Source organism: Cupriavidus sp. GW822-FHT02D05, assembly GCF_058802485.1.
On record NZ_JBXAOE010000018.1, the window covers coordinates 43,723 to 57,488 of the forward strand.

Consider the following 13,766-nt stretch of genomic DNA (forward strand, 5'->3'; position numbering starts at 1 on the left):
CAGCAAATTCCGTGCCTCTGTCGGACAAACTCCGACATGGAATGTCATGTGGCTCCGTTACCATATAGCCCATGAATGGACTGAGCCAATTGTTTCCAAGCCTGCCCCTGGCACCGGGCGGGCTTTTCTGGGTCGGGCTGGCGCTGGTGGGCGCCGGCCTGGCGGGCGAGGTATGCCGCATATACCTGCGGCTGCCCCGCATCGTCGGTTACGCGGCCACGGGCCTCGCGGCTGGCATGCTCGGCCGCGGCATCGTGGACGAGGACATGATCGCGCAGACCCGCATCCTGATCGACATGGCGCTGGCGCTCGCCCTGTTCGAGCTCGGGCACCGGCTCTCGCTCACCTGGCTGCGGGCCAATCGCTGGCTGCTCTTCACCAGCGCCTTTGAAAGCCTGCTGACCTGGGGCCTGGTTGCCGCCGTGCTGCAATGGATCGGCGTGAGCCCGGCGGTTGCCATCCTGGCCGGCGGCATTGCCGTGAGCACCTCGCCCACCATCGTGCTGCAGCTCAAGAACGAGCTGCGCGCCGAAGGGCAGGTGACCGAGCGGCTGCTCGCCATGGCCGCGCTGAACAGCATCTACGCCGCCGCCATCGTCCAGGTCGCCACCGGCTGGCTGCATTCCGAATATGGCAACCTGGGTGCGGCGCTGCTGCATCCTCTCTATCTGCTGGTGGGTTCCTGCCTGCTGGCCTGGGGCGTTGGCAAGCTCGGCCACGCGATCTATGCGCGCATGGAAACGGACGATCACTACAGCTTCCTGGTGCTGGTAGGGCTGGTGCTGTTCACGCTGGCGCTCACGCGCTTGCTCAAGCTGTCGATGCCGCTTACGCTGTTGCTCGCCGGTGTGGTGTTCAAGCACCAGGACAGCCAGCCGCGCGTATGGCCGGCGCACTTCGGCAGTGCGGGCAGCTTGCTGATCATCGTGATGGTGGTCTCGCTCGGCCTGCCGCTGACGGCGCACGACTGGGCCATCGGCGGCGGCGCTGCCTGTGTGCTGGTACTGCTGCGTCATATTGCCAAGCTGGTGGGTGTTGTCTCGCTGGGTTCGTTCTCGGGCCTGAGCATGAAGCAGTGCGTGGCCCTCGGGCTTGCGCTGGCACCCATGTCGGGCCTCGCGTACTTGCTGATGAGCGATATCGCGCTGCTGTATCCCGCCACGGGTGAGCCACTGGCAGCCATCATCCTGTGCACGCTGGCGGTCGAGCAGTTGCTTGGGCCTACGCTGGCGGGCTGGGCACTTCGCTATGCGGGCGAGGTCAGAAGCAATGGAGGAGGGCGCTGATGTCACTCGAACCGTTCAAGCATTCCGAGGCGCTGACGTTTGGCGTGGAACTGGAACTGCAGCTCGTCAACCGGCATGACTACGACCTGGCGCCGTTCGCGCCGGATTTGCTGCGTGCGCTGAAAGGCGCGCAACATGCCGGCGACATCAAGCCCGAGATCAGCCCCTCGATGATCGAGATCAGCACTGGCATCTGCAAAAGTCATGCACAGGCGCTGGACGAACTGGGCACCATGCGCGACCTGATGGTCGACGCCTCGCGCTCGCTCAACCTCGGCATCTGCGGCGGCGGCACACACCCGTTCCAGCAATGGGCCGACCGCACCATCTCCGATTCGCCGCGCTACCAGTACATTTCCGAGCTCTATGGCTATTTGGCCAAGCAGTTCACGGTGTTCGGCCAGCACGTGCACATCGGCTGCCCGAGCGCCGACGAATCGCTGTTCCTGCTCCACGCCATCGGCCGCTACGTACCGCATTTCATCGCGCTGGCCGCCTCCTCTCCCTATGTGCAAGGGGTGGACACCGGCTTCGCCTCGGCACGGCTGAATTCCGTCGCCGCCTTCCCCATGAGCGGGCGCGCGCCGCATCTGCTCACCTGGGACGCCTTCACCGCGTATTTCAACAAGATGCGCAACACGGGCGTGATCGAGAGCATGAAGGACTTCTACTGGGATATCCGTCCCAAGCCGGAGTTCGGCACCATCGAAGTCCGCGTGATGGACACGCCGCTGACCGTCGGGCGCGCCTGCGATATCGCCGCTTACATCCAGGCGCTCGCGCGCTACCTGCTGCTGTCGCGCCCCTTCATGCCGCAGGAAGACGATTACCTGGTCTACACCTTCAATCGCTTCCAGGCTTGCCGTTTCGGGCTGGAAGGCGAGTACGTGCACCCCAACGAGTTGACCCGGATGCCGATCGCCGACCACATCATCTCGATCTGCGACGCACTGGTGCCGCATGCCGAAGCGCTGGGCTCGCTTGATGCGCTGGCCAACATCCGTGCGCTGGCGCAAAGCCGCAACGGCGACGCGGAGCGCGTGCGCCAGATCGAAAGCACCACGCGCAGCCTGCGCGAAACGGTGCGGCAGACCTGCGACAGCTGGGCTGGCTGACTACGCCTGCGCGCCCACGTACACCGGCTCGCAGCGCAGCTCCGACTTCACCGAGTTGGCAATGAAGCAGGCCTCGTGTGCCGTGTGATGCAGGTGCGCCAATTCCTCCCGGGTCGGCTGGCGCTCGCCGCAGAAGGTGACCTCCGGCCTGAGCGTGACCACCGTCATGGCCATCCGGCCTTCCGCGTTCTTCGCCATGGTGCCGACAGCGGCATCGAAGTAGCGGTCCACGCAGAACTTGTGCTTGGCGGCGATGGAAAGGAACCACAGCATGTGGCAACTGGAGAGCGATGCAACGAAGGCTTCTTCGGGATCCACGGCTGCGGCGTCCGACATGGGCAGGGGAACGACATGGGGCGATGAGGATCCGGGTACTTCCACGCCGCCGTCGAAGCGCAGCATGTGCTTGCGGCTATAGCGATTGCCGAGGAAATCCTGCTCGCCACGTTGCCAGAGGATTTCTGCGGTGTAGTGGGCCATGTCTTCTCTCTCTCCATTAAATTGACTGCGAAGGCTGGATACCGGATACCGGATACCGGAGACCAGTTACCGATTGCCTATCGCTTCGCACGCGTGCGTCACGCCCCGTGCGGCACGCTTTCGCCATCCCGCAGCCCGAGCCGCTGGTTGGCGGGGACCGCCACATCGATCAGCTTGGGCTTGGGCAGGTTCAGCTGCCCCATCATCTCGATGAACTGGGTACGCGTGCGCCCGGCCACGCGGCTGTTGTTGGCGCGCTCGAAGCCGATGGTGGATGCGGTGCGGCCCTTGTAGTCGTGGGCGGGGTAGACCACGGTGTCGTCGGGCAGGGCGAAGAGTTTCTGCGTGAGGCTGTCGTACAGCGTGCCGGCGTCGCCGGACTGGAAGTCGGTGCGGCCGCAACCGTCGATCAGCAGCGCGTCGCCGGTGAAGACGCGGCGCACCGGGCCGGCAGGCGTGGGCTCTTCCCACAGGTAGCTCATGCTGCCGGCGGTGTGCCCCGGCGTATGGATGGCGCGCAGCGTCTGCGTGCCGAACTGCAGCGTGTCTGCGTCGATCAGCTGCTTTTGCGCGGGTTGGATGTCGCAGCCCGAGGGGGCTGCGGTACGTGCGCCGGTTTGCAGTGCAACATGGCCGGCCGAGGTGATGTGGTCCGCATGGGCATGGGTCTCGACCACCCACGCCAGCGTGGCGCCGCAGGCCTGCAGCAGCGCCATGTCGCGTTCCAGCTGGTGGTCCACCGGATCGATCAGCAGCGCCTGGCGCGTGGCGGCATCGATCAGCAAATAGGTGTAGGTGGACGAGGTTTCGTCAAACAGCTGATGGAATGTCTGCATGGCCATGCCCGCTTGTGGGTAAACACTACATGATAGCGCCGCCAGCGGGCGCTATCAGCCGATCGTCAGCACTTCGCTGATCTGCATCACGGGAACCGCATCGGTGTAGTTGGGGATATCGAGCTGCAGCTCGTTGCCGGCTGCCTTGGCGGCGGCCACGAAGTCAGGCACGGACTCGAACAGGAAATGGCACATCACCGTGAAGGCCGGATCGGAACCCGGCGCGCCAGCGCCCAGACCGCGTTCCACCGCCACGCCGCGATAGCCTGGGTGCGCGCCAAACAGCGCGACTGCGCGCGGCATGTGGCGCTGCAGGTAGTAATCCATGTCGAACTTGCCGCCCTTGCTGTGTGGATAGAGAAAGCTGATCTTGACCATGCCGGACTCCAGTTGGATCGGATTGGATTGGGATGAATGCCCGGCAAGCGTAGCAGAAAGCGCGCATTCGCTTGCGCTGGCGGGCCGGCCTCAGCACTCCACGATATTCACCGCCAAGCCGCCACGCGCCGTTTCCTTGTACTTGGTTTTCATGTCGGCGCCGGTCTCGCGCATGGTCTTGATCACGGAGTCGAGCGACACATAGTGCATGCCGTCGCCGCGCAACGCCATGCGCGCGGCGTTCACGGCCTTCACCGAGGCCATGGCGTTGCGCTCGATGCAGGGAATCTGCACCAGCCCGCCGACCGGGTCGCAGGTCAGCCCGAGGTTGTGCTCCATGCCGATCTCGGCCGCGTTCTCCACCTGCTCCGGCGTGCCGCCCATCACGGCGGCCAGGGCGCCGGCGGCCATCGAGCAGGCCACGCCGACCTCGCCCTGGCAGCCGACTTCGGCGCCGGAGATCGAGGCATTGAGCTTGTAGAGCATGCCGATGGCGCCGGCTGTCAGCAGGAAGTCGATCACGCCCTGCGGGCTGGCGCCGGGCACGAAGCGGTCGTAGTAATGCAGCACGGCCGGGATGATGCCGGCGGCGCCGTTGGTGGGCGCGGTGACCACGCGGCCGCCGGCCGCGTTTTCTTCATTGACGGCGATCGCATACAGGTTGACCCAGTCGATCACCGAAAGCGGATCGGCCAGCGCGCGCTCGGCGTGCTCGGTGAGGTTGCGGAACAGGTCGTGGGCGCGGCGCTTGACCTTGAACGGCCCGGGCAGCTCGCCGTCGGTGCGGCAGCCGCGTGCCACGCAGGCTTGCATCACGGCCCAGATCTGCAGCAGGCCGGCGTTGACCTCGGCCTCGCTGCGCCACACGCATTCGTTTTCCATCATCAGCCGCGCAATGCTCTTCTTGCTGGCGGCTGCCATCTCCAGCATCGCGCGCCCGCTGCGAAACGGATGCGGCAACTGCTGGTCAGCCTCCAGGATATGCGTATTGGCTGCACCGGCGGTGATGATGAAGCCGCCGCCCACCGACAGGTAGCGCCCTTCGCGGATGCGCTCGCCGCCAGCATTGAAGGCGTGGAACTTCATGCCGTTGGGATGCTCGGCCATGGCCTCGCGGCGGTAGAAGACGATGTGCTCCTTCTCCACGAAGGGCACGGGATGCGTGCCCAGCAGCGAGAGCGTGCGGCTGGCGCGCAGCGCGGCTAGCCGCAAGTCGATGGTGTCGGGGTCGATGGTGTCGGGCGCTTCGCCCAGCAAGCCGAGGATCACGCCCTTGTCGGTGCCGTGGCCGCGGCCGGTGGCGCCGAGCGAGCCATACAGCTCCACGCGCACGCTGGCCACCTGCGGCAACAGGCCGTCGCGCGCCAGGCCCTGGGCGAACATCAGTGCGGCGCGCATCGGACCAACGGTGTGCGAGCTTGATGGGCCGATGCCCACCTTGAACAGGTCGAAGACGCTGACAGCCACGGTAGGCTCCTGGGGTTGGCTCGCGCCGGGATCAGACCGGCGCGTCCGTGTCCTGATTGATGGGGGCGCGCCACAGCGAACCCGCCGCATTGGGCGGCGCGGGTGGCGCGTCTTTCTTTACCAGCACGCTGATGGTGCCGTCGTTCTCGAGGATCGCGAAATGCACATCGGCAACGCGCTCGCACCCCGCATGGCGCAGTGCCTTGCGCAGGTCGTCGCGGGTCACGAAAGCGCGCTTCATCACGTCACCGAAGACCATGCCGTCGTGGATCAATACCTGCGGGCGCCCCTCGACGACGTTCTCGAAGCGCCGGCTGCGCCAGCTCAGCCAGGCCAGTACAAGGTTGGCGCCGACCAGCGTCACCGCCAGGATCAACCCGGCCGTGACGGAGTTGTCCCCGGCGTTCATGGAGTTCTGCACGGCGTTGGACAGCACCAGCAGCAGCACCAGGTCGAGCGAGGTGAGCTGCCCGATCTGGCGCTTGCCGGACAGCCGCAGCAGCACCAGCAGGCTGCCGTAGACGATCAGTCCGCGCAGGACGAATTCCCACCATGGGGCGCTGAGATTCCACATGCGTGCTCCGTATTCCGGGCACGGCCGGGTGGCCGCGCATCCACACAGAGCATAGCGCGAGGGCGATGCGCCGGGGCCGCCGCAACGCGCGGTGGCCCCGGCCTCATGCCAGCTTACTCTTGTGCGTACTCGCTCATCGGCACGCAGGCGCAGAACAGGTTGCGGTCGCCGTACACGTTGTCCGCACGGCCAACGGGCGGCCAGTACTTCTGCGTGCGCAGCGCGGCCACCGGGTAGGCGGCTTCCTGGCGCGTGTACTTGTGTTCCCACACGTCGGCGGTGATCACCGCGGCGGTGTGCGGCGCATTCTTCAGCGGGTTGTCCTCGCGGTCGAAGGTGCCGTCTTCCACGCGGGCGATCTCGGCGCGGATGGCGATCATCGCGTCGATAAAGCGGTCCAGCTCGTGCAGGGCCTCGCTCTCGGTCGGCTCGATCATCAGCGTGCCCGGTACCGGGAAGCTCATGGTGGGGGCGTGGAAGCCGTAGTCCATCAGGCGCTTGGCCACGTCCTCGTTGGAGATGCCGGTGGTCTTTTGCAGCGCGCGCACGTCCAGGATGCACTCGTGCGCCACCAGGCCGTGCTGGCCGGTGTAGAGCACGGGGAAGTGCGGCGACAGGCGGCGCGCCACGTAGTTGGCGGCCAGGATGGCGTTCTCGGTGGCGGCGGTCAGGCCGGCCGAGCCCATCATGGCGATGTACATCCACGAGATCGGCAGGATGCTGGCCGAGCCGAACGGCGCGGCGGACACGCCGCCGATGCCATGGTCGTCGCGGCGATAGCCCACGCTGTCCTGGTTGGGCAGGAAGTCAGCCAGATGCGCGCCGACCGCCACCGGGCCAACGCCCGGGCCGCCACCGCCGTGGGGGATGCAGAAGGTCTTGTGCAGGTTCAGGTGGGACACGTCGCCACCGAACTGGCCCGGCGCGGCGGTGCCGACCATGGCGTTCATGTTGGCGCCGTCCACGTAGACCTGGCCACCATGCTTGTGCACGATGTCGCAGATCTGCTGCACGCCCTGCTCGAATACGCCGTGCGTGGACGGGTAGGTGATCATGATGGCGGCGAGGTTCTTGCTGTGCTGCTCGGCCTTCTTCGCCAGGTCTTCCAGGTCGACGTTGCCGTTCTCGTCACAGGCCACCACCACCACCTTCATGCCGGCCATCTGTGCCGACGCCGGGTTGGTGCCGTGCGCGGAGGAGGGGATCAGGCAGATGTCGCGGTGGCTTTCGCCACGGCTGGCGTGGTACGCATGGATGATCAGCAGGCCGGCGTATTCGCCTTGCGAGCCGGCATTGGGCTGCAGGCTCACCGCGGCGTAGCCGGTGGCGGCGCACAGCATGGCTTCGAGCTGGTCGATCATCTCGCGGTAGCCGACCGTCTGGTCCAGCGGCGCGAACGGGTGGATCTTGCTGAATTCGGGCCACGTCACCGGGATCATTTCGCTGGTGGCGTTGAGCTTCATGGTGCACGAGCCCAGCGGGATCATGGTGCGGTCCAGCGCCAGGTCCTTGTCGGCCAGCATGCGCAGGTAGCGCAGCATTTCGTGCTCGGCGTGGTGCGTGTTGAACACCGGGTGCGTCAGGTAGGCGCTCTGGCGCGCCAGGCCGGCCGGGAACGCGTCTTGCGCGGCGGCTTCGAGTGCATCGAAGCTGGGCACCGGCTTGCCGTGGGCGAAGATTTCCAGCAGGGCGACGACGTCCTCGCGCGAGGTGGTCTCGTCCAGCGAGATGCCGATGCGGGTGGCGCCGGCGTGGCGCAGGTTGATGCCGCGCGCGGTGGCCGAGGCGTGGAGGGCTTCGGTGTTGAAGCCGGTTTCCAGCGTCAGCGTATCGAAGAAGGTGGCGTTGGTGCGCGCGTAGCCCAGTTGTTCCAGGCCGCCGGCCAGCGTGGCCGTCAGGCGGTGCACGCGCTGGGCGATGCGCTTGAGGCCTTGCGGGCCGTGGTACACGGCGTACATCGAGGCCATCACAGCCAGCAACACCTGTGCCGTGCAGATGTTCGACGTCGCTTTCTCGCGGCGGATATGCTGCTCGCGCGTTTGCAGGGCCAGGCGGTATGCCTTGTTGCCTTGCGCGTCGATGGTCACGCCCACCAGGCGGCCGGGCATGGAGCGCTTGAAGGCATCCTTGACCGCCATGTAACCGGCGTGCGGGCCGCCGAAGCCGAGCGGCACGCCAAAGCGTTGCGAGTTGCCCACTGCCACGTCGGCGCCCCACTCGCCGGGCGCGGCGATCAGGGTCAGTGCCAGCAGGTCGGCGGCAGCCACCACCAGGCCACCAGCGGCGTGCACCGCGTCGGCGATGGCGCGGTAGTCGGCCACATCGCCGTTCACGCCGGGGTACTGCAGCAGCACGCCGAAGGCATGGGCACCGGCCGCTTCGGCAGCGGGGCCGACCTTGACTTCGATGCCCAGCGGCAGCGCGCGGGTGCGTACCACTTCCAGCGTTTGCGGCAGCACGTCATCCGCGACATAGAAGGTGGTGGAGGCGTGTTTGTTGACGCGCTGCAGCAGCGTCATGGCTTCGGCAGCCGCCGTGCCTTCATCCAGCATCGACGCATTGGCGATGTCCAGGCCGGTCAGGTCGGTCACCATCTGCTGGAAGTTCAGCATGGCTTCCAGGCGGCCCTGGGAGATCTCGGGCTGGTAGGGCGTGTAGGCGGTGTACCAGGCCGGGTTCTCGAAGATATTGCGCAGCACCACGCCCGGGGTCAGCGTGTTGTAGTAGCCCTGGCCGATAAAGCTCTTGAGCACGCGGTTCTTGCTGGCCAGCCCACGCAGCTTGGCCAGCGCGGCTTCTTCGGTCAGCGGCGCGGTGAACTCGCCCAGCGGCATGCCGTCGCGGCGGCGGATGGCGGCGGGGATGACGGCGTCAATCAGCGCGGCGCGGTTGTCATAGCCCAGCACCTTGAGCATGTGCTGTTGTTCGGCGGCGTCGGGGCCGATATGGCGGGAGGCGAAGGCGTCGCGCGCCTCCAGTTCGGCCAGCGTGGGCCGGGCAACTTGGGCGGCAGTCATGGGCAGGGGGGCGTTCATGGCAAGAATCTCGTGAGAGCGGTGCGGCGGGTGGTCGGCCCGGTCCGCGTCGCGGCAGTCTTTATCCGTCATTCCCGTGGCGCGGGAATGACGATCTGGCATCAGGCGCCGACGTTGGCCTTATAGGCGTCGGCCGACATCAGGCCGTTCACGTCGTCGCTGTTGGCCGGCTTGAGCTTGAACAGCCAGGCGTCGAAGGCGTCGGCATTGACGCTTTCCGGAGAGGCGGCGGCGGCGTCGTTGATGGCGATCACTTCGCCTGCCACCGGAGCGTAGATGTCGGATGCGGCCTTGACCGATTCCACCACGGCCAGCGCGTCGCCGGCGCCGACCGACTTGCCCACTTCCGGCAGTTCCAGGAAGACGATGTCGCCCAGCGCGTCCTGCGCGTGGTCGGTGATGCCGATGGTCAGCGTGCCGTCGGCTTCGACGCGCACCCACTCATGGGACTCGGTGTATTTCAGGTCGGCGGGGAAATTCATGGGATTGCTCCAGATTCAATTTGTTATTCAGCGCCCGCCGGGGGGTGTCGATGTTCGACGGGGTAACCGCCGGCGGGCGCGCTGTGACCGGTGCGAGCGTTCAGCTCACGAGTGCCTTGCCATTGCGCACAAACGGCAGTTTAACCACAGTCGCGGCGAGTTTGCGGTCGCGGATCTCGACCTGCACCTCGGCGCCGAGCGCAACGTCGAGCGGCACGCGGGCAAAAGCGATGGATTGGGACAGCGATGGGCTGAAGGTGCCACTGGTGATTTCACCTTCGCCAGCAGGGGTGATGACCTTCTGGTGGGCGCGCAGCACGCCGCCCGCTTTTCCGTTGGCCGGGCGCAGGATCAGCCCGACGAACTGCTGGGTCTTGCCGCCGGCGACCAGGGCCGCCTTGCCGGTGAAGTCGCGTTCGCTTTGCAGGTCCACGGTCCAGGCCAGGCCGGCGTTGAGCGGCGAGGTGTGGATATCCATGTCCTGGCCGTACAGGTTCATGCCGGCCTCCAGGCGCAGCGTGTCGCGTGCGCCCAGGCCAGCCGGGCGCACGCCCTCGGCGATCAGCTTTTCCCACAGGCCGGCCACGTTCTCGGCTGGCACCACCAGCTCGAACCCGTCTTCGCCGGTATAGCCGGTGCGTGCCACCATGACTTCGCCAAGGGCGGGGTCCTGCACCACGACGGCGTTGAACGGCTTCAGGGCTTCGCTGGGCTGGGTCGCGGGGAAAGCGCTCCACACCTTGGCGCGGGCGTTGGGACCTTGCACGGCAACGATGGCCAGCGGGGCCACGCCGCCGGGCGCATTGTCGCCGCGGCGCGGCGTGATTTTCACGCCGCTATTGGTGGCGGCATTGCGTGCGGAAATCCACTCGATGTCATGGTTCGCGGTGCCGGCGTTGACCACCAGGCGGAAGTAGTCCTCGGCGAAGAAATAGACGATCAGGTCGTCGATGACGCCACCCTTCTCATCCAGCATGCAGGAGTACAGCGCCTTGCCCGGCGTTTGCAGCTTGTCGACGTTGTTGGCCAGCAGGCCGCGCAGGAAGGGGCGCACATTGGCGCCCTTGAGGTCGACCACGCACATGTGGGAGACGTCGAACATGCCGGCATCGCTGCGCACAGCATGGTGTTCCTCGATCTGGGAGCCGTAGTTGACCGGCATGTCCCAGCCGCCGAAGTCGACCATGCGGGCGCCGAGGGCGCGGTGGATAGCGTTGAGGGGCGTGGCCTGGAGCGTCATGGAATCCTCGGGGGAAGGCAAATCTCGGTTCGAAAACGAAAAAGGGCCATCCGCCGCAGGATTCGGCGCGCCATAGCGCTGCCAGATCCGCTGCGGCGGATGACCCCTCTGTCCTCGATACCTGAGAGATTACAAGGCGGGATCCCAATTGCTGGAAACCCAAACCTTGCGCGCCCCTTCGGTGGGCACGCTCACCAAGGCTGTCGACGGAATCGATCAGTGGCGGGTGCCGCTCTCCAGAGTACGGCGTGCATCGTGTGCATGTTGCAAGCCGATCCAACCAGTCCATGGTGCCTGAGAGTTTTCGGGTGATACCCCTTCGGCGGCGCAAGATCTGCGCGCTCTCCCGGTCGGATGGCGCGACTCTACAGCCAGCCTCGGGGGCTTGTCAACGCGCTCGCGCGCCAGCCCGGGCGCAGCCGCGGGCCGGCTGGCCGGCGTGTTAACATCTGCGGCTCCGATGGCTTTTGCTGTGCCGCAGGCTTCACCCGCGGCCTTGGCCGCGCCAATGCATGTGCTGCCTTTGCCATGCGTAAAAGCCCGCGCCCGCCTTGCCGGCCATCCCGCCACCCAGCACCACCACCAGCCCTCGCATGACCCACGGACTCAACCCTGCCCAATCCGAAGCCGTTCGCTACCTCGACGGCCCCTGCCTGGTGCTCGCCGGCGCCGGCTCGGGCAAGACCCGGGTGATCACGCAGAAAATCGCGCACCTGATCGAGGACAAGGGCTTCCAGCCCAAGCACATCGCCGCGGTGACCTTCACCAACAAGGCCGCCAAGGAGATGCAGGAGCGGATCGCCAAGCTGATGGAAGGCAAGACCACGCGCGAGGGCAAGCGCATCCCCATCAAGCAGATCACGGTGAGCACCTTCCACTCGCTGGGCGTGCAGATCCTGCGCGCCGAGGCCGAGCACGTGGGCCTGAAGCCGCGCTTTTCCATCATGGACTCGGACGATTGCTTTGGCATGGTGCAGGAGCAGCTCGCCTCCACCGACAAGAAGCTGATCCGCAGCGTGCAGAGCACCATCTCGCTGTGGAAGAACGGCATGGTCGATCCCGAGACCGCCATCGCCCAGGCCGACAACCCCGACGATCACCAGGCGGCGCTGATCTACCGCAACTACGTGGCCACGCTGCATGCCTACCAGGCGGTGGACTTCGACGACCTGATCCGCCTGCCGGCCGAGCTGTTCGCGCGCAACGAAGAGGTGCGCCTGCGCTGGCAGAACCGGCTGCGCTACTTCCTGGTGGACGAGTACCAGGACACCAACGCCTGCCAGTACCAGCTGCTCAAGCAGCTCGCTGGCGGCTCGCACCTGCGCGCGCCGGCCTTTACCGCGGTGGGCGACGACGACCAGGCCATCTACGGCTGGCGCGGCGCCACGCTGGACAACCTCAAGCTGCTGCAGACCGATTTCCCCGACCTGAAGGTGGTCAAGCTGGAGCAGAACTACCGCTCCACCGTGCGCATCCTGGAGGCCGCCAACGCGGTCATCTCCAACAATCCCAAGCTGTTCGACAAGAAGCTGTGGAGCGAGCACGGCATGGGCGACCCCATTGCCGTCAACCCGATGAACGATGAGGAGCACGAGGCGGAGTCGGTCGTATTCCGCCTGTCGGCCCACAAGTTCGAGCGCCGCGCGCAGTTCCGCGACTACGCCATCCTGTATCGCGGCAACCACCAGGCGCGGCTGTTCGAGCAGATCCTGCGCCGCGAGCGCATTCCTTATGTGCTCTCGGGCGGGCAGAGCTTCTTTGACAAGGCCGAGATCAAGGACATCTGCGCCTACCTGCGCCTGATCGCCAACCCGGACGACGATCCCGCCTTCATCCGCGCCATCACCACGCCCAAGCGCGGCGTGGGCAACACCACGCTGGAAGTGCTTGGCACCTTCGCTGGCCAGGCCAAGGTGTCGTTGTTCGAAGCGGCCATGATGGGCGGCATCGAAGGCAAGCTCCAGCCGCGCCAGCTGGAGCCGCTGCGGGTGTTCTGCGAGGCCATGGTGCGCCTTGCCGGGCGCGCGGCCAGCGATCCCGCCACCCAGGTGCTCGACGACATGATGGAAGGCATCCACTACGAGGCCTACCTGTACGACACCTTCGACGAGCGCCAGGCCCAGTCGCGCTGGACCAACACGCTGGAATTCCTCGACTGGCTCAAGCGCAAAGGCACCAAGCCCGAGGCCACGGGCGAGGGCGAGGGCGAGGAGGCTACCGGCTTCGACACCGCCGATGGCTTTGGCGACGAGGGCAAGAACCTGCTGGAGCTGACCCAGACGGTGGCGCTGATGAGCATGCTCGAAGGCCGCGAGGAAGATCCCGACGCGGTGCGCCTGTCGACGCTGCACGCCTCCAAGGGGCTGGAGTACCCGCACGTGTTCCTGGTCGGGGTGGAAGAGGGCATCCTGCCCCACTGCCGCGAAGACGAAGACATGAGCGATGAGAAGATCGAGGAAGAGCGCCGCCTGATGTATGTAGGCATCACGCGTGCGCAGCGCAGCCTGCACCTGAGCTGGTGCAAGAAGCGCAAGCGCGCCCGCGATACCTACTCTTGCGAGCCGTCGCGCTTTATCGGCGAGATGAAGCTCGAAGAGGCCCCCGCGATCAAGGACGAAACGCCCGCCATGAGCCCCAAGGACCGCTTGGCCGGGCTCAAGGCCTTGCTCGGAACGCCCGGTACGCCAGGCAAGACCTCCGCGTGACCGGCGCCGGCAGGCGTTTCGTGCCCCATCCCGGTGCCAATCGTACAAAGTCGATACATTAGCCTACAAGCGGGACATGACCCTCGCCCGATGTCTGTCTAACATCGCCGGTGCCTGGCCCGACGTATGGACCAGGCGCCGCGCCGTTCCGTCCCTTCGGAGTGGCGT

Annotated in this window: 11 protein-coding genes and 2 riboswitches; of the genes, 3 read left to right on the plus strand and 8 right to left on the minus strand. The window is 66.3% G+C overall.

All coding sequences use genetic code 11. The annotated features are described in order from the left end of the window. Nucleotides 1–71: 71 nt before the first annotated feature. Entirely contained in the window at nt 72–1,286 is a 1,215-nt protein-coding gene (locus AC1RQK_RS23370; protein WP_492373530.1) for a cation:proton antiporter, read from the plus strand. Further along, nucleotides 1,286–2,401 carry a YbdK family carboxylate-amine ligase gene (locus tag AC1RQK_RS23375; protein ID WP_492373529.1) on the plus strand — a complete coding sequence of 372 codons (1,116 nt, stop codon included), beginning with the start codon at nt 1,286–1,288 and terminating at the stop codon, nt 2,399–2,401. Before AC1RQK_RS23370 ends, AC1RQK_RS23375 begins: the two co-directional genes overlap by 1 nt. Here the strand turns inward: AC1RQK_RS23375 and AC1RQK_RS23380 are convergent, their stop codons facing one another. The 8 genes from AC1RQK_RS23380 to gcvT form a co-directional block, all read right to left on the minus strand. Then, nucleotides 2,402–2,881: an OsmC family protein gene (locus AC1RQK_RS23380; RefSeq protein ID WP_492373528.1), complete on the minus strand. Its 480-nt coding sequence runs from the start codon at nt 2,879–2,881 to the stop codon at nt 2,402–2,404. 98 nt (nt 2,882–2,979) lie between these two features. Beyond that, complete coding sequence (locus tag AC1RQK_RS23385; protein ID WP_043352461.1) at nt 2,980–3,717, minus strand: MBL fold metallo-hydrolase; 738 nt, start codon at nt 3,715–3,717, stop codon at nt 2,980–2,982. A 54-nt stretch (nt 3,718–3,771) separates the two neighbouring features. Then, nucleotides 3,772–4,095 (minus strand): EthD family reductase, encoded by a 324-nt coding sequence (locus AC1RQK_RS23390; RefSeq protein WP_492373527.1) that lies wholly within the window; start codon nt 4,093–4,095, stop codon nt 3,772–3,774. A 90-nt stretch (nt 4,096–4,185) separates the two neighbouring features. Beyond that, nucleotides 4,186–5,562: an L-serine ammonia-lyase gene (locus AC1RQK_RS23395; protein ID WP_492811429.1), complete on the minus strand. Its 1,377-nt coding sequence runs from the start codon at nt 5,560–5,562 to the stop codon at nt 4,186–4,188. A gap of 31 nt (nt 5,563–5,593) precedes the next feature. Beyond that, on the minus strand, nt 5,594–6,136 hold the full coding sequence (locus tag AC1RQK_RS23400; RefSeq protein ID WP_492373526.1) for a DUF421 domain-containing protein: 543 nt from the start codon (nt 6,134–6,136) through the stop codon (nt 5,594–5,596). A gap of 113 nt (nt 6,137–6,249) precedes the next feature. Continuing rightward, on the minus strand, nt 6,250–9,171 hold the full coding sequence (gene gcvP / locus AC1RQK_RS23405) for an aminomethyl-transferring glycine dehydrogenase (protein ID WP_492373525.1): 2,922 nt from the start codon (nt 9,169–9,171) through the stop codon (nt 6,250–6,252). Nucleotides 9,172–9,272: 101 nt separating this feature from the next. After that, nucleotides 9,273–9,653 (minus strand): glycine cleavage system protein GcvH, encoded by a 381-nt coding sequence (gene gcvH / locus AC1RQK_RS23410; RefSeq protein ID WP_150987481.1) that lies wholly within the window; start codon nt 9,651–9,653, stop codon nt 9,273–9,275. Nucleotides 9,654–9,753: 100 nt separating this feature from the next. After that, nucleotides 9,754–10,893: a glycine cleavage system aminomethyltransferase GcvT gene (gene gcvT / locus AC1RQK_RS23415; protein ID WP_492373524.1), complete on the minus strand. Its 1,140-nt coding sequence runs from the start codon at nt 10,891–10,893 to the stop codon at nt 9,754–9,756. Between the two features lie 98 nt (nt 10,894–10,991). Continuing rightward, nucleotides 10,992–11,143, minus strand: a riboswitch (glycine riboswitch). 21 nt (nt 11,144–11,164) lie between these two features. Beyond that, nucleotides 11,165–11,252: riboswitch (glycine riboswitch) on the minus strand. A gap of 234 nt (nt 11,253–11,486) precedes the next feature. On the opposite strand from gcvT, the gene AC1RQK_RS23420 reads away from it, so the two are divergent. Further along, the gene (locus AC1RQK_RS23420) at nt 11,487–13,598 is read left to right on the plus strand and encodes a UvrD-helicase domain-containing protein (protein ID WP_492373523.1); all 2,112 of its coding nucleotides are present in this window, start codon (nt 11,487–11,489) and stop codon (nt 13,596–13,598) included. Nucleotides 13,599–13,766: the final 168 nt, after the last annotated feature.